At 47.6% G+C, this 16,242-nt stretch carries 14 protein-coding genes; 5 read left to right on the top strand and 9 right to left on the bottom strand.

Going from position 1 to position 16,242, the window contains the following annotated elements; all coding sequences use genetic code 11:
* Window positions 1-5 precede the first annotated feature (5 nt).
* Both lolD and lolC read right to left on the bottom strand, forming a co-directional pair.
* Entirely contained in the window at window positions 6-689 is a 684-nt protein-coding gene (gene lolD, locus VV1_RS09815) for a lipoprotein-releasing ABC transporter ATP-binding protein LolD (protein WP_011079967.1), read from the bottom strand.
* Window positions 682-1,887 (bottom strand): lipoprotein-releasing ABC transporter permease subunit LolC, encoded by a 1,206-nt coding sequence (gene lolC / locus VV1_RS09810; RefSeq protein ID WP_011079966.1) that lies wholly within the window; start codon window positions 1,885-1,887, stop codon window positions 682-684. Before lolC ends, lolD begins: the two co-directional genes overlap by 8 nt.
* A gap of 265 nt (window positions 1,888-2,152) precedes the next feature.
* Here lolC and VV1_RS09805 point away from each other — a divergent pair, with 265 nt between their 5' ends.
* The 4 genes from VV1_RS09805 (at window position 2,153) to VV1_RS09790 (ending at window position 7,631) form a co-directional block, all read left to right on the top strand.
* Window positions 2,153-2,722 (top strand): hypothetical protein, encoded by a 570-nt coding sequence (locus VV1_RS09805; RefSeq protein WP_011079965.1) that lies wholly within the window; start codon window positions 2,153-2,155, stop codon window positions 2,720-2,722.
* Window positions 2,723-2,731: 9 nt separating this feature from the next.
* A complete protein-coding gene (gene mfd, locus VV1_RS09800) occupies window positions 2,732-6,193 on the top strand; it encodes a transcription-repair coupling factor (RefSeq protein ID WP_011079964.1) in 3,462 nt (1,153 codons plus the stop codon).
* 7 nt (window positions 6,194-6,200) lie between these two features.
* Entirely contained in the window at window positions 6,201-6,968 is a 768-nt protein-coding gene (locus tag VV1_RS09795) for a peptidoglycan binding protein CsiV (protein ID WP_011079963.1), read from the top strand.
* 114 nt (window positions 6,969-7,082) lie between these two features.
* Window positions 7,083-7,631 carry a GNAT family N-acetyltransferase gene (locus VV1_RS09790; RefSeq protein WP_011079962.1) on the top strand — a complete coding sequence of 183 codons (549 nt, stop codon included), beginning with the start codon at window positions 7,083-7,085 and terminating at the stop codon, window positions 7,629-7,631.
* An 85-nt stretch (window positions 7,632-7,716) separates the two neighbouring features.
* Here VV1_RS09790 and VV1_RS09785 read toward each other — a convergent pair whose 3' ends face one another.
* The 7 genes from VV1_RS09785 to hinT form a co-directional block, all read right to left on the bottom strand.
* Window positions 7,717-9,006, bottom strand: coding sequence for an NAD(P)/FAD-dependent oxidoreductase (locus VV1_RS09785; RefSeq protein WP_011079961.1), 1,290 nt, complete (start codon window positions 9,004-9,006; stop codon window positions 7,717-7,719).
* Between the two features lie 444 nt (window positions 9,007-9,450).
* The gene (gene ycfP, locus VV1_RS09780; protein ID WP_011079960.1) at window positions 9,451-9,993 is read right to left on the bottom strand and encodes an alpha/beta hydrolase YcfP; all 543 of its coding nucleotides are present in this window, start codon (window positions 9,991-9,993) and stop codon (window positions 9,451-9,453) included.
* Window positions 9,994-10,173: 180 nt separating this feature from the next.
* Window positions 10,174-11,049 carry a thiamine kinase gene (thiK, locus tag VV1_RS09775; RefSeq protein WP_011079959.1) on the bottom strand — a complete coding sequence of 292 codons (876 nt, stop codon included), beginning with the start codon at window positions 11,047-11,049 and terminating at the stop codon, window positions 10,174-10,176.
* 17 nt (window positions 11,050-11,066) lie between these two features.
* Window positions 11,067-11,657, bottom strand: a complete 591-nt coding sequence (lpoB, locus tag VV1_RS09770) for a penicillin-binding protein activator LpoB (RefSeq protein WP_011079958.1) — start codon at window positions 11,655-11,657, stop codon at window positions 11,067-11,069.
* A gap of 18 nt (window positions 11,658-11,675) precedes the next feature.
* Complete coding sequence (locus VV1_RS09765; protein WP_011079957.1) at window positions 11,676-12,065, bottom strand: YcfL family putative periplasmic lipoprotein; 390 nt, start codon at window positions 12,063-12,065, stop codon at window positions 11,676-11,678.
* Window positions 12,065-13,459: a COG3014 family protein gene (locus VV1_RS09760; RefSeq protein WP_165386340.1), complete on the bottom strand. Its 1,395-nt coding sequence runs from the start codon at window positions 13,457-13,459 to the stop codon at window positions 12,065-12,067. The genes VV1_RS09765 and VV1_RS09760 overlap by 1 nt, the downstream gene beginning before the upstream one ends.
* 65 nt (window positions 13,460-13,524) lie before the next feature.
* On the bottom strand, window positions 13,525-13,875 hold the full coding sequence (gene hinT / locus VV1_RS09755) for a purine nucleoside phosphoramidase (RefSeq protein ID WP_011079955.1): 351 nt from the start codon (window positions 13,873-13,875) through the stop codon (window positions 13,525-13,527).
* Window positions 13,876-14,115: 240 nt separating this feature from the next.
* On the opposite strand from hinT, the gene VV1_RS09750 reads away from it, so the two are divergent.
* Window positions 14,116-16,107: a methyl-accepting chemotaxis protein gene (locus tag VV1_RS09750; RefSeq protein WP_086016920.1), complete on the top strand. Its 1,992-nt coding sequence runs from the start codon at window positions 14,116-14,118 to the stop codon at window positions 16,105-16,107.
* The last annotated feature ends 135 nt before the right edge of the window (window positions 16,108-16,242 follow it).

Here is a 16,242-nt window from a genome sequence, read left to right as displayed (position 1 = left end):
GTCTCCTAACGATTGTCCGACGCAAGCACACCATCTTGCATATACAGGATTCTATCCATTTTTGCCGCGAGCTCGTTATCGTGCGTCACCACTAAAAACGCGGTGCCGGATTCTCGATTGAGCTCGCGCATCAAATCGTAAATTTGCAACGCGGTTTTGTGGTCCAAATTGCCCGTAGGCTCATCCGCCAGCACCAATGCAGGCTTATTGACCAATGCCCGCGCAATTGCGACACGTTGACGTTCGCCACCAGACAACTCTGACGGACGATGATGCATACGATGTTGCAAACCCACTTTTTCCAGCAATGCCTCGGCGGCTAACTTCGCTTGCTTCGGACTTTTCCCTCCAATCAGTAACGGCATCGCCACATTTTCCACTGCAGTAAAATCCGCCAGTAGATGGTGAAACTGATAGATAAAACCCAGATGCTGATTGCGCACTTGTGCTTGTTTATTACCGCTTAACGCAGACAACTGATAATCAAGAAACGCGACCTCACCATGAGTGGCATCATCAAGCGCACCTAAAATATGCAGCAGAGTACTTTTGCCTGACCCCGATGTACCGACAATCGCGACCAACTCGCCTTGCTCTAGCTCGAAATCAACCCCTTTGAGGACTTCCGTTTCAAACTCCCCTTCTCGATAGATTTTGCTAACTTGGTGACATTGTAAAAGCTTATTCATATCTGAGGGCCTCAGCAGGTTTAACAGAAGATGCACGGTAAGAAGGGTAAAGCGTCGCCAACAGGCTCAATAAAACGGCTAACACAACCACAGCGACAATTTGAAATGGTTGAATCAGCACAGGCAAGCTACCACCAAAGGTGAACAAAGCAACCCCTGCGGTTTCGAGAATAGTATTGAGATTTTGCGATAAGAGCACACCAACGGCTCCACCGAAGAGCGAACCAATTATACCGCTGCTGGCACCTTGCACCATAAAGATGGCCATAATGCCAAAGCTGTTCATACCCTGAGTTTTTAAGATCGCGACTTCAGATTGTTTCTCCATCACCACCATGATCAACGCTGAAATGATATTAAAGGCCGCCACAGCAACAATGAGTCCAAGCATTAAGCCCATCATGTTCTTTTCCATTTTTACCGCTTGGAAAAGCTCTCCACGTTGCGCTCGCCAATCGCTCCATTGCCAACCATCAGGCAATGGCGTATTGGCCGCTTCGGTCACTTGGAAAGGATCATCAAAATAGAGTCGCCAGCCAGAAATGGTCTTTGACGGAAGACGCAATAAACGCCCCGCGTCTTCAATGTGCGTCACCATCAACTGCCCATCAATATCCGAACCGGTATTAAACATCCCTGCAACGGTAAAATTTCGTTGGCTTGGAATGCGGCCTAATGGCGTAAACTGACTGGCACTGGTCACCATCAAACGGACTTTGTCGCCCATTGAAACATTTAATGATCGTGCTAAAAAGTGGCCGAGAAATACTTGATACTTGCCGGCTTCCAATTGGCTTAAGCGGCCGGCAATGAGATGGTTTTCAATCGGATCGTCTGCCGAAGGCTCAATACCGATCAAGTAACCCACAGAAAGTTGTGAAGGGCTTTGAATCACCGCTTCACTGCGTACCAAAGGTGTGGGTTGATAGTGAGGAGACAAGGCACGTACAAAGTCAGGCGGCGTGGTGTGCGGCGTTTTTCCACCATCCATCGACACCACCGCTTGCGGCAACACACCCAAAATGCGCTCTTTCAATTGCGCCTCAAAGCCGTTCATCACCGATAACACCGTGACCAATGACATCACGCCAACCGTGATGCCAGCTGTCGACATATAGGAGACAAATCGGCTAAACCTGTCACCGGAGCGTCCGCGCAGGTATCTCAATCCAATAAATATAGAGACAGGATGAAACATTCTAAAAACCGTCAATAAGTTCAGCGGGCTAATGTAACCAGAAAACTGGCACGAATATAGCTAAAATATTTCATATGTCTGAGATTTAACAGCAAATTTGCCCATTTACGTGTTACAGAACGTATAGGGCTCTCGGTTTAAAAAACGAATTTGCGAAAATCACGGTGTGCGAAATAACATCGCTTGCCAAGCGTCGCCAGTTGGCGATAATCAACAGCTTGTAGATTCTTATTTAGAATCCCATCGGCAAAAAGGGAATAACAGCATGACAGAACAAGAGTTTTTTACCGTAAATTCAACGCTGACGATCAACGTTGAGCTGTTACCTGAACACTATTTGCTGCCTTCCCTAGAGGCCTTTGAAGCGGAAATTCCAGCCCCTTTTATTGTGGCGAGTGAATTTAGCCAATTAGATCAGTTAGCCGAAAGCGCACGACTTGAACTGAAAAATAGCGATCTCAAAAACGTCATCAACCTGCTGGATGCGCAAAATTCGAAACTCAATTTGCTGTTGAGCTTTATGTTATCGCAGCAAGACCAAGAAAACCTTCGCTTCAAAACCACCCGTTTTGGTGCCAGTCAGGTTTCGTTTTTGTCCACCGACACTATGGCGATTGGTCGCTCTACACGTGTGAAACTGTTCTTAGAAAGCCCCGCTGCGGCTATTTATTGCTACGCGCAAGTCGCCAGTTGCGAAGCCAAAGATCAACAACATGAAGTAACAATGAAGTACGTATTGCTTCGCGATTCAGACCAAGACCTATTAATCAAAGCGGCCTTACACCAACAACAACGTCTATTGCGTCAACGTTCGCTAGAAAGAGATACCAAATAACATTCGATTATGACTTATCAACCGATTTTACAAGTCTCCACGCCCAAAGGGGCGGGAGACAAAAAATACTTGGGCCAGTTGCCTGGCGCCTCACTGGCCCTTTCTGTGGCCGAACTGGCAAATACCCATGCCAACCACACGGTTCTCATTGTTCCAGATCCTCAAACCGCGCTGAAGTTGCAAAGCGAGATCGAGCAGTTTTACACCGCTCACGTGACGATTTTCCCCGATTGGGAAACGCTGCCATACGATAACTTCTCTCCTCATCAAGAGATCATTTCCGATCGTATCGCCACGTTATATCAGCTTCCCTCTCAGACCGATGGCATTACCATTGTGCCGGTGAGCACGCTACTGCAACGTCAATCTCCACGCGATTTTCTGCTGCAACATACTTTGATGGTCAATGTTGGTGATCGCTACTCGCTCGAAAAACTGCGCCTACAACTTGATAACTCTGGCTACCGTCATGTTGATCAAGTATTTGGCCCTGGGGAATACGCTAGCCGCGGTTCGATTCTTGATCTCTTTCCGATGGGCAGTCGTGACCCTTACCGTATCGATTTCTTTGATGATGAAATCGACACCATTCGCACGTTCGACCCTGAGAATCAACGTTCAATTGAAGAGATCCAGCAGATCCGCCTACTGCCTGCGCACGAGTTCCCAACCACCGAGGCGGCAATAGAAGAGTTTCGTATCCGCTGGCGCAGCCAATTTGATGCCCGCCGTGAGCCAGAATCGGTCTATATGCAGGTGAGCAAAGGCGTTTGGCCTGCGGGGATTGAATACTGGCAACCCCTTTTCTTTGAACAAACGGAAACGCTGTTTGACTACATCAATCGTGATTCACAACTGCTGGTGTTGGGGGATATCGAACCCACCATCGATCATTTCCTAAAGGATGTGGATTACCGCTACGATCAGAAAAAAGTCGACCCGCTGCGCCCACTGCTGAAACCAGAGCAACTTTGGCTTAAAAAAGATGAACTGTATGCGCATCTGAAAAATTTTGGCCAAACCTGGCTGTGTGTTGACGCCATCGACGAAAAAGCCGGGCGTTCCAACCAGCCATTGAGCCCACTGCCGACTCTCGCGGTGCAACAGCAAAATAAAGAGCCTTTGGCGCAGTTGCGTCAGTTTAGTGAAAGTTTCTCAGGCAAAATCATCTTTTCCGTTGAATCGGAAGGGCGTCGCGAAGCGCTCAGTGAGTTGCTACAGGGCGTTAAGCTCAAGCCACACGCTTGTGCCTCAGTCAGTGAAGCCCTTGCACATAACCATAAATTCACTTTGGTCATTGGCGCCAGTGAGCACGGTTTTATTCACAACACGCTGAACTTCGCCTTTATTTGTGAAAGCGATTTGCTTGGCGATCGCGTTATCCAACGTCGCAAAAAAGATAAGCGCAACGTCAACAGCGATACCGTGATTCGTCATCTGGCGGAGCTGAAACCTGGGCAACCTGTGGTACACATCGACCACGGTATTGGTCGTTATATTGGCCTGGAAACCCTTGAAGCTGGCGGGATCAAGGCTGAATACGTGATGCTTGAGTACCAAAACGAAGCTAAGCTCTACGTGCCCGTTGCTTCCCTTAACTTAATCAGTCGATACTCTGGTGGTGCAGAAGAGAGCGCGCCGATTCACAAACTGGGCAGCGATGCTTGGACCAGAGCACGTCGCAAAGCCGCTGAGAAAGTGCGAGACGTTGCCGCTGAGCTTTTGGACGTTTATGCCAAACGTGAACTCAAACCGGGTTACAAATTTGTTTTGGATCGTGGCCAATATGCGACCTTTAAATCGGGTTTCCCATTTGAAGAGACTGATGACCAATCAATGGCCATCAACGCGGTGCTGTCTGACATGTGTCAAGCCAAAGCCATGGACCGCTTAGTGTGTGGTGATGTAGGTTTTGGTAAAACCGAAGTGGCGATGCGCGCTGCGTTTGTTGCCACCGATAACGACAAGCAAGTGGCGGTTTTGGTCCCGACCACCCTGCTTGCTCAACAGCATTTCGAAAACTTCCGTGATCGTTTTGCCAACCTGCCAATTCGCGTCGAAGTACTGTCGCGTTTTAAGTCGGCAAAAGAACAAAAGCAGATCATGGAAGATGTGGCCAACGGCAAGGTCGATATCTTAGTGGGCACGCACAAACTGCTCTCTTCCGACCTCAAGTTCAGTGATCTTGGATTGTTGATCGTCGATGAAGAACATCGCTTTGGTGTGCGCCAAAAAGAGAAAGTGAAAGCAATGAGAGCCGATGTCGACATTCTCACCCTCACGGCCACCCCAATTCCGCGAACGCTCAACATGGCGATGAGTGGCATGCGCGATTTGTCGATTATTGCCACCCCACCCGCTCGCCGTTTAGCCATCAAAACATTTGTCCGCGAAAGTGACGATGCGGTGGTCCGCGAAGCGATTCTGCGTGAAATCATGCGTGGTGGACAAGTGTACTTCTTACACAACCAAGTCGAAACCATTGAGAAAGTTGCAGAGGACCTGACCAAACTGGTGCCAGAGGCACGCGTCACCATCGCTCACGGTCAAATGAGAGAACGCGAGTTGGAGCGTGTGATGAACGATTTCTACCATCAGCGCTTTAACTTATTGGTGTGTACCACCATCATCGAGACGGGCATCGATGTGCCAACCGCCAACACCATCATCATGGATCGCGCAGACAATCTCGGGCTTGCTCAGTTGCACCAACTCCGTGGGCGTGTGGGTCGCTCGCACCACCAAGCGTACGCGTACTTGCTCACGCCACACCCGAAATCCATGACCAAAGATGCCATTAAACGCTTGGATGCCATCGCTTCTTTGGAAGATCTGGGTGCCGGTTTCACCCTCGCCACGCACGATCTAGAAATTCGCGGTGCGGGTGAACTGCTCGGTGATGAGCAAAGTGGTCAAATTCAATCGATCGGTTTTACGCTGTATATGGAGATGCTTGAGCAAGCCGTGCAAGCATTGAAAGAAGGCAAAGAACCTGCGCTGGATGATCTACTTCGCGAGCAAACTGAGGTGGAAATTCGTATCCCAGCCTTGCTGCCAGACGATTATATACCAGACGTCAACACACGTTTGTCGATGTATAAACGCGTCGCCAGTGTGGCCGATTTAGAAGAGCTAAACGAAGTCAAAGTCGAGCTCATCGACCGATTCGGCTTACTACCGGAGGCGGCGAAAAATCTTCTTGCTGTCGCGGAGCTCAAACTGAGTGCCCACCGAATCAAGGCGAAGAAGATCGAGGCTCACGACAAAGGTGGATTTATCGAGTTTTATCCACACGCTGACATAAACCCAGCTTATTTGGTTAGACTACTGCAATCTCAGCCGAAAAAATTTGCAATGGAAGGTCCAACTAAGTTTAAGTTTAGCGTACCATTGACGGACAGACGCCAACGTATTCAGTTTATCCAAGATTTGCTGAATGAGTTTAACCAGAATTTATTACCAGTGAGCTAGTTATTCCATGAGATTTCTCATTCCTCTGTTACTACTCTGTGTTTCAATGCCTTCTTGGGCACAGAGACAATTTGATGTTGAAGTGATCATCTTTAAACGCGCCGTAGATGCAGAGCAAACTAATGAGTCCTGGCCGAATCAATTGCCAGAGATCACCATGACTTATGCCGGCGATTTTCAGGATGCCCAGTTCCGCCAGAGCAAAGGCGTTTCTATGCTGCCTTACTCTAGCTACCAGCTGTTATCGCAGAAAGAAGCACTAGAGAAGCATGCTGGCTTCCAAGTGTTGCTGCACAAAGCGTGGCGTCAAGGTGACCGAGGAAAAGGTTCAGCGCCGATCTTCCGTATTCGCGCAGGAAAAGACTACTCAAAAGAGTACAACCCAGACGGTTCTGAAAAACAGGCCGCTGTGCAAGCACCGTTAGATGGCATTACAGAAGTGAGCATCGACAACCCGCTTTACGAGTTAGACGGCACGCTACAGGTTTATGTTCAGCATTATCTTTTCATCGAAACCGCGTTGGATCTTAAAGAGCCAAGCGTGCGTGAAATTACGCTAGAGGCCACACCGCTTGAAGAAAATGCCGAACAGTTAGGTCAAGTTGATGGCAACGTCCAGCTGGGTAACTTAACCGAAGTAACACCAACAGTGACGGTTGAGCAGTTCTTAAAGAGCTATCGAATGGATCAAAAACGCCGTATGCGTAGCGGTGAAACTCACTACCTCGATCACCCACTGCTTGGAATGGTGATTCAAGTGCGTCGCGTAGAATAACCTCTACACGCCCTTTGCTCATAAGCCCTCGACTGTGTCGGGGGCTTTGTTTTTCTCAACCAATTCACAAAGTTATCATTTATACTTAACTCAAATGCTTATAACGGAATTGCCATGAGTCCCGATTTCCATATCGTAACCCAACGAGTGACCTTACGTTTAATCGAAGCCGAGCGTGCGAGTGAGTTGGCGAGGTTAATTCGTCGTTCAACTTCTCTCCATCAATGGATCGATTGGTGTCACCCGAATTACAGCGAAAAAGAAGCGCAAAGCTTTCTTCTCATGACCCGATTGAACTGGGTGAAAGCTGACGCGTATGGGTTTGGCATATTTCTCAAAGGCAGTGATGAACTGGTTGGCATGGTGGCCATCAATGAGCTTTACCACACCTTCAACATGGCCAGTCTCGGTTATTGGATCGCCGACGATCATCAGCGCCAAGGGCTAGCCAAAGAAGCCATGTGGGCGCTGGCGGAGTTTTGCTTTGCCAAACTCAAACTAACTCGATTGGAAATTGTGTGCGCAATTGATAACCAAGCTAGCCAGAAACTGATTGAATCTTGCCATGCCAAACAAGAGACCATCGCCCGTAATCGCTTTGTTTTCCACGACAAACCACAAGATGGTTTGGTCTATTCATTGATTCCCCAAGATATGCATTAATACTGACACGAATGGGAGAAATATCAGCCATTAAAAAAGGAGCTCGTTGGCTCCTTTTGGGTCAGTTCGTCACTTCGTATTTCAATTAGTGAAGTTTCAAGTTTGGACGTAATACGCGGTTGATACGACCAACCAACATCATCAAACCCGTTTTGAAAATACCGTGTAGCGCCATTTGATGCATGCGGTACAGCGAAATGTACACAACGCGCGCGATACGGCCTTCCACCATCATTGAACCTTTGGTCAGGTTGCCCATTAAGCTGCCCACGGTAGAGAAGCGGCTGAGTGAAACCAATGAACCATGATCTTTATACACGTAATCTTTCAGCTCACGGCCATTGAGTTTGGCGATGATGTTGCTAAACGCATGGCTCGCCATTTGGTGCGCAGCTTGCGCACGTGGCGGCACAAACTTGCCATCCGCTTGAGTACACTGAGCCAAATCACCGATCACGAAAATATTGTCATCGCGCGTAGTTTGCAGCGTATTTTTCACTACGAGCTGGTTAATGCGGTTGGTTTCCAAGCCCGCAATGTCTTTCATGAAATCAGGCGCTTTAATACCCGCCGCCCAAACCATGATTTGCGCTGGGATCTTCTCTCCATCTTTGGTGGTCAAGCCATCCGCTTCGGCCTTTGTCACCATAGTTGCGGTACGAACATTCACCCCGAGCTTCACCAATTCACTGTGTGCCGCGGAGGAAATGCGCGGTGGCAATGCAGGAAGAATTCGTTCGCCCGCTTCGACAAGGTTGACGTTTAGTTTGCTGGAATCGAGATCGCCAAAACCGTAAGTGCGCAGCTCTTTAATGGCATTGTGCAATTCCGCAGAAAGCTCAACCCCCGTCGCGCCAGCACCAACAATCGCGATGTCGACGGTGCCATGGCCATTTTTGGCGTGCAGCTTAAGGAATTCGTTGTTCATTTCATGACGGAAACGGTGCGCCTGCTCTGGACTATCAAGGAAGATACAGTGCTCACGTACACCTGGGGTGTTGAAGTCATTTGATGTTGAGCCAATCGCGAGAACCAAGAGATCGTATTCGAGCTCACGGCTTGGCATCAATAGCTCACCGTGCTCGTCTTTTAATTCACTTAGAATCACAACCTTACGTTCACGGTCGATGTTCTCTAGGCTGCCCATTTGGAAATCGAAACAGTGGTTTTTGGCATGAGCACGGTAGCTTAGCGCATCAACCCCTTCATCCAGAGAGCCTGTCGCCACTTCATGCAGCAATGGCTTCCATAAATGGCTCGCCTTGCGATCCACTAGGGTGATTTGAGCACGTCTTTTACGACCTAATGTGCGACCTAATTTGGTTGCCAACTCTAGGCCACCAGCACCGCCACCAACAACGATAATTCGTGTCACAGTGATAATCCTCTACAAAATAATAAAAAGGGTCCTGCACGACGGGTCATTCGGTGTTATCACCAGTAACGCGTCCTACAGAGAAATCTTGTGCTTGTGAACGTTCTGTTCAGGGTTATCAAAGGGCATTTAACGTTTGGATAAAAGCGTATTGGAGATCACCTCGACAATACGAATTGGGCAAGTTTTTTTACTCGCTCTCAATTTTTTTTGATATTTATCAAATTATTTTATAGTGGTTCATTATATAGCGCGAAATCACAACCGCAACAAAAATCCTTACTACCCATACGGAATGGTGATGTTTTCTACTGCTCTCACCTCAAAACAAAGCATCGACATCGCATGGCGCTTTTGTAGCCCCTATAACAGATAAAGAAAAAGCACCTATCGCTAGGTGCTTGTGTGTCGGATTTAGAGGTTCAAATGAGGCGATAAAAGCGCTCAGTTGTTTTCTTTAAATGCTTTCATCTTCTGCAAGTGCTGAGATATCTTTTTGAATTTATGGGTTTCTTTGTCATCCCAAACCACTTCGTAGTAATTCTCAAGCGCTTGTGCTGTTTTACTGTTGTCGTGGATTTCATCATCACGTGACAAGATCACTAAACAGCGCCCTTTGTTCTTCATACGAAACTGTTCGACACATTTGGTTGCAATATCTTCATACTCTTCCGGACGGTCAATGCGACCTGCCATATTGTTTTCTGGATGAAGATTAGGGTTAAAAATGACTTGCTTGATACCGCAAAGAAAACCGATGCGTTCTGACCAATAACCACCGAGACCAACGCCACAAATAATCGGTTCAGGATCGTTTGATTGTTCAATCGCTTTATGAACTTCTTTTAACAAGTGCTGCATATCGTGCTTCGGATGAAGCGTGCTGTAGTTGATGAAACGCACGTCTGGATCGATAAACTGCAGCTGCAATACTTTTTCGTGGTTACCTGGGCTTGTTGAGTCGAAACCGTGAAGGTAGATAATCATGTGTACCTCTCCCTAACTATTCTTGGTACTTATCCCAAGTGACTTCAACATACCTTCGCAAACAGCAACACAGTGTGGGCAACGGGCGATAACACGCAGCGCAAACAGTGCATCTTGGAGTGACTTGATTAATGCTTTCAATCTACCACGAATTACAAGGGTTTAAAGTGCGAACTTGTCTCAACCGTGCAAACAGTGATCCTCATGGCATAATGAGTGAAGCATTTGTTTGGCAGTGAGCAAATATTCATCATCACCCCAGATTTTGTGTGCAAGCAGATACCACAACATGGCCATCATAGTGGTTCTTGGTTGCCATGCTTTAACCCCCTCAATCCACACCTCAACCTCGTCAATCTCGCGAAGTTGGCAGTAACGGCAGACCATTTCGAACCAATCTTCACCGGATAGCTGAATCGTCAGAGTTAAATCTAAGCGAGGATCCGCCAATGCCGCGTATTCCCAATCGATCACTTTTACCCCGTCCGGCCCTTTCACCATGTTGTATCCACCTAAATCGAAATGACAAAGGGCAACGGGAAGTGGAGTGACAGATGGAGCACTGCGCCACTGTTGGTAAAGGTTTTCATATTCGCTGCCCAGATATTTCCCTTCCAATTGCATCCAATAGTGATCCACTCGAGCGGTATAACTAAACGGTGCTAAAGGTAAGGTGTGAGCATCAAACTGATGAATTTTGATCGCGGTTTTGAGTAAGGTGTCGGGCGCAACCCCATCACGCATCGTCTCACCTTCTAGCCATTCCACTAAGACGCCATGCTCATTGACCAGCACAGGCTTGGGGCCGAGTTTTAAATCGGCAATGGCATTGAGAATTTGGTATTCACTGTAGCGAGAGATAGAAAAGGCCTGACAAACTTTGCTTGCCGGCCTCCAAACGTAAGATTTGCCTGCGTGATCGTTGATTTTCCAACATCGGTTGGTTAAACCACCAGTCACTGTTTGTACCTGCATGGGTGCGGGTACAAAAAAGTCACCTACCGCGTTTAAACTCGGATCCAGTTGTTTTGCCTGTTGCCAAGAAAACCATGCCATAGGTGACCTCACATTGTTTATAGTCCTAACAAGCTCTTAGACTGCTGCTTACGGATTTCAGTTTCATCCGCCCACTCAATTAAACCGGTTTCCAGATCCATCAAGCGCATGGTCATTTTGTAGTACACGTCTTTGTCGCTACCGTCGTTTTTCACGATGCTCGACAAATTACCGTATAACATGTACTGAGCGCCAACCATTTTACCAAACTGAATCGCGGTAGATTGGTTCACAAGCTCATCATTGTTTTGGAAGTTCAGTTGTTCACGTACCGCTTCTACGCGATCCATGTCGACAAAACGGAACTTACCTGAGTTAAGCATTTTGGTTGAAATAGTGTCGGTGATGGATTCCGTATCAATATGCTCACTGGTTTTGTTTTTAATGCGTTCAACAAACACAATTGGGCGACTGTCGCGCGTAATCGCCGCCACAGAGCCAGACATCATCATACTATCCACCATTTGACCGGCGATGGTTTGTAAGTCCGTCGAACCAAAGTCGATGGTAGTGGTTTCAGTAGCTTGCGCATCACCATAAGAAACTCGGTTAGAACAACCACCCAGTAAAACAGCTAAGCCTAGTAAGGCGACAACACCTTTATTCATTTTTAGTCCTCACATTTTTTATTCATTTGCTGCACGGATTTGCAAGCGATATTGAGTGCCATTCGGATTCACCGTTACTTCCGAAAGGGTAATAGATTCAAAACCACGCACAATGGCTTGACGCCAAGGGCCTGGCTTGGTGTTCACTTCTAGGCCGTTGTCATCGTACCAAGCAAAGCGATAAAGGATGTTCTGATCGCCTTTAAAATTGCTGGTTAGACGCACAACCGCACGGGCGCGATCATCCACTTGCGTCGTGGCGATGTCATCGACCAATAGTCTGCCACCCAATACATTGTCATGGAAAAAGACGTGTTGCGTTTCACCATCGACTCGCATTCCCGCCGTATTCTCTGCACAGCCTGCTAAGCCAAGCAAAACCAATGCCGAAATAATCCAAGCTCTCATTACAGCCTCCCTAATTGTTTGTGCCATATGGTTTGGTGAGTTCCCTGACGGGAAATCCAGACCAAAGTCGTCTGTTTGTCTGCGACCATGAACTGGTAATCTTTGTCACCGGATGTCAATGTTTGCTCACCCGATGAGACCACTTCACTCATTACATTGACTCTTGCTGGTAAAGTTTGCCAGCTACGAGTATCCGGTTGCTCTGTTAACGCGTTCCAAACATTAAACAACAGATTGCCGACGTCATCGCCCTTGGCGGCTTCTTTACGCAATTGATCTTTGGCCACCACACGCAATGCCTGGCGAATCACCATCGAAGGCAAACGCTTACTTAAGTCGTACTTCGCCATCTGATCGACATCGGCCAACAACTGGCTTTCCAGTTTCTGTTGATTCAAACGTAATGGGGAAAAGCGCTGATAATTTTGGCTTGGGTAATAAGGTAGCGCGAGAGAATACAGCGCTCCAACGCCTCGACTGTCATAGACAGGTAAATCTATTCGCCAGCCTTGGAGCGCTTCAACAACCCCTTGTTCTTCAATAACAATCACGCGGCCTTGTTCACCCGCCAAGGTGTCGTTTTGCTTACCGTAGCGTTTTTCTAATTTGGCCAAATCTTCACGCATGCCCAGCTTTTTCGCCACCAGCATGGTTCTTTCAATAACCGCAGGGTTATTAGGACTCACCGCCAAGGCTCTGCGGTAGTCAACATAAGCACCATTGAGATCTTTTGAGGCTTCATACAAAAGACCCGAGAGGAAAAACAGATAGCCATTTTGCACCGATTGTAAGGTTTTCCCCGCATCGGGGTAATTCGCCAACACGCTGCCCAAGTTGGTCGACATGCCATTTTTTTGCATATCACGCTCAGCAGACTGGAGATCGTCTTCACGCGCTTTACGCGCGGCTTCCTGAACTTGGTTGGCACGACGCATTTCAACCAATGCACCCTCCAAGCTGTTCTGCTGAAGGTAGTTCAAACCGAGATACAAATGGAGAAAGCCCAGTTCGTAATCTGCCGGTGTGTAGTTGTTGAGATTATCGTTGACCGCCAGCGAACCCACACTGGTTGCCGTTTGTGATAAAGACACTTTGGCCAAATCTTGCCACTTTCTCACCGCCATGTCGCTTGCTTCTAGCGCTTTCTTACTTTCGGGGTAATCTGCCGATAAGAACGCAATGCGTCCTTTTTCCATATTATCGAGAATGTCGCCAGCAACACCCTCACTTTGCAATTCTTGCGCTTGCGCGTAATCGCCGCTTTTTACAGCCTGATAGACGGAGCGGTTTTGTTCACTATAGTGGCTGAAAAGGTTACCGGCGGACATATTGGCGCATCCCGACATGATCAGGGTCGCGGCAAATACTCCGACTAATTTCCGGTATTGCTTCACATGTAACTCCAAGAGAATGCATCGAAAATAAAGCGGCCAGATAATCACTGGCCGCTGTTTGACATTTAGCCCAATAACATTGGACCCAGTGGCTTACCACCCACTAAATGCATATGGATGTGATAAACCTCTTGGCCACCATGCGCATTACAGTTCACGATGAGACGGTAGCCCTCTTCCGCGATGCCCTCTTCTTTGGCCAACTGTTTTGCGACAGTGAACATGCGGCCCATCATCGCTTCATCATCCGCCTCAACATCATTCACTGTCGGAATGAGTTTATTTGGAATAATTAGGATGTGCTTCGGTGCTCGTGGGTTGATGTCACGAAATGCGGTGACAAGATCATCTTGGAAAAGGATCTGAGCAGGAATTTCCTTGCGAATGATTTTGCTAAAGATAGTTTCTTCGGCCATGTGTACTCCATAACGTCGCTGTTTAACCGGATAAGTATGCGCCAACGTTGTGTGCATCTCAATAAAAAACAGTGTTCACGTAACATTATCAACAGAACATCCTGCTATAAAGTCTTTTTTGCAGCCCTCGCCACAAAATGCTCATCTCAATCTCAATACAATGATGACAATTTTGTTAGTTTTTTGAGACGGGTTCCGTTTCTTTTTTTCTTTTGTTACATGTGGGAGAGGGCTCAAAGTATGCAAGGCTCAGTCATTAAAAGGATGTATGCCGGCTTCGCGCTGATAATCGTCTTGTTTGCCGTTACAGTCACCATTATGACCAATGGCATGAATCAAATTCATTCCAACTTCGAAACCGTTTCGAAAAATTCACTGCCTTTGGTTTCGTTATCCAACCAAACCAGTGTTGAGTTGTTATCTGCGGATAAATCTTTTAAAGATTTTCTCACCACGCAGAACCAAGATCGCATGACGCAGATGCGCAGCGAATTTGGTAGATCGCAAACTGAGTTTAACCAAACGCTCAACGAACTGGAAAACGCGAGCAAGGCCTACCCTGCACTCGCAGAGTCTTTAGCTCAACTCAGAGAAATTGAAAACAGCTACTTTGCGGAAGCCAATGAAGCAATGAACAACTATGAAGCGATGTTTGCTGCACAAGCAGAAGTGCAAAAATCGTCACGTCGCTTCCAAAAACTTCACACCGAACTGACGGTTGGTATGAAAGAGTACGTCGATGACCAATCCAGCATTTCTGTCAAAGTGATGGCAAAAAGCTATTTCATTAAGTTAAAAGATGCTGAAGTGATCACCTCAGACGCCTTGGCTAGCTCAGACCTTGAGTTTGTGAAAAAGGCAGTGAACAAAAACAAGAAAGCGGTCACTCACCTTAATTACGCTTATCGTGGCCTCACTACCCAACTGCCATCACTGAAAGATGTGTTCAATGCATCTGTCGAGCAGTTCACTCAGGACGTGGGCCAAAAAGGCGGGGTGTTGGATAAACACGCCAGCTACCTTGAAGCCAAAGCTGCTTTGTATGACAACATCGCCAACCTAGCGGTCAAAGTTGACTCTGCGATGCGATTGTTGGAAACCTTTACTACAACAGCAACCGACAACCTCAACACCTCTTTGGTTGAAGCAGGCGAAGTGTACGACCAAGGCTTGCTCAAAGCGATTGTGATTGGCATTGCGGTGACCATTTTTGCCGCCGCTGTGGGCTATCACATTGCCCACAGCGTTCGTGAGCCGTTAACACGTATTCTTTCCACTTTGGAAGGGCTTGCCAACGGTGATATGACGCAGCGTATCGAAATTCGTTACAACAACGAGTTCAGTCGAGTGAGTGGCCACATCAATACACTGGCAGATAGCCTGCACGACATTTTGGTGAAATTGAATGATGCGGCAGAAAATCTGACCGACACCGCAGCAAACAATGAACGTACCTCGAGCAACGCGCAAAACCAACTGAATGCACAACGCGAGCAAACCGCCAGCGTAGCCACTGCAATGACCGAAATGAGTCACTCCGTTCAAGAAGTGGCCCAGAGCGCGCAAGGTTCGTTGGAAATGGTGCAAAAAGTGGAATCGGCATCTGAATCTGGCCGTACCATCATGAGTAGCAATATCTCCACCATCAATCAATTGGAGACTCGCCTAAACGAGTCGGTCAGCGCGGTTTCTGAATTGCAACGCATGAGTGGTCAAATTGGCTCGATTCTCGATGTGATTCGCAACATTGCAGAGCAAACCAACCTCCTTGCCCTCAACGCGGCAATTGAAGCTGCGCGTGCGGGCGAGCAAGGCCGCGGCTTTGCGGTGGTTGCAGACGAAGTTCGAGTACTCGCATCGAAGACCACCCAATCAACCACTGAAATTGAATCGATGATCAGCAATCTGCAGTCTAGCTCGCAGTCGGCAAGCCATGTGATTCAAAGTTGCATGAGTGATATGGAGATGTCGGTAGAGCAAGCCTCGAAAGCCAACGGCGCGATGGAAGAGATTCAGGCGTTGATCATCGAAATCAGCCAAATGAGTACGCACATTTCACAAGCGGCCGCAGAACAGAGCGAAACGTCAACCTCTATTGCACGTAGCTTGGAAGACATCAATAACATCGCAGACCGTAGTTACCATGCGATGGCGGAAATCGCAGCCACCAGCGAGAGCCTCTCTAGCTTAGCGAGTCAACAGACTGAATTGGTGCATCGCTTTAAGCTCTAAATTTCAACAGAAATCCCCTCAAACGGGGGAAAGTCATCCGGTAAGGGCAACTTTTGACAAAGTTGCCCTTGTTTTTTATGCGCTGTGTCTACATATGGAGATCAGGCGCTTGCACTCTCTTTCACATCCTCATTT

The sequence above is a fragment of the Vibrio vulnificus CMCP6 genome, from assembly GCF_000039765.1.
Classification (GTDB): Bacteria; Pseudomonadota; Gammaproteobacteria; order Enterobacterales; family Vibrionaceae; genus Vibrio; species Vibrio vulnificus_B.
Note: the sequence above shows the minus strand (reverse complement) of the source record. Positions and strands in the feature narration are given on the sequence as shown.

Bases quoted from the DNA above. Each gene is read 5' to 3' on its own strand.
- lolD (WP_011079967.1), bottom strand. From the start codon at position 689: ATGAATAAGCTTTTACAATGTCACCAAGTTAGCAAAATCTATCGAGAA.
- lolC (WP_011079966.1), bottom strand. From the start codon at position 1,887: ATGTTTCATCCTGTCTCTATATTTATTGGATTGAGATACCTGCGCGGA.
- VV1_RS09805 (WP_011079965.1), top strand. From the start codon at position 2,153: ATGACAGAACAAGAGTTTTTTACCGTAAATTCAACGCTGACGATCAAC.
- mfd (WP_011079964.1), top strand. From the start codon at position 2,732: ATGACTTATCAACCGATTTTACAAGTCTCCACGCCCAAAGGGGCGGGA.
- VV1_RS09795 (WP_011079963.1), top strand. From the start codon at position 6,201: ATGAGATTTCTCATTCCTCTGTTACTACTCTGTGTTTCAATGCCTTCT.
- VV1_RS09790 (WP_011079962.1), top strand. From the start codon at position 7,083: ATGAGTCCCGATTTCCATATCGTAACCCAACGAGTGACCTTACGTTTA.
- ycfP (WP_011079960.1), bottom strand. From the start codon at position 9,993: ATGATTATCTACCTTCACGGTTTCGACTCAACAAGCCCAGGTAACCAC.
- thiK (WP_011079959.1), bottom strand. From the start codon at position 11,049: ATGGCATGGTTTTCTTGGCAACAGGCAAAACAACTGGATCCGAGTTTA.
- lpoB (WP_011079958.1), bottom strand. From the start codon at position 11,657: ATGAATAAAGGTGTTGTCGCCTTACTAGGCTTAGCTGTTTTACTGGGT.
- VV1_RS09765 (WP_011079957.1), bottom strand. From the start codon at position 12,065: ATGAGAGCTTGGATTATTTCGGCATTGGTTTTGCTTGGCTTAGCAGGC.
- hinT (WP_011079955.1), bottom strand. From the start codon at position 13,875: ATGGCCGAAGAAACTATCTTTAGCAAAATCATTCGCAAGGAAATTCCT.
- VV1_RS09750 (WP_086016920.1), top strand. From the start codon at position 14,116: ATGCAAGGCTCAGTCATTAAAAGGATGTATGCCGGCTTCGCGCTGATA.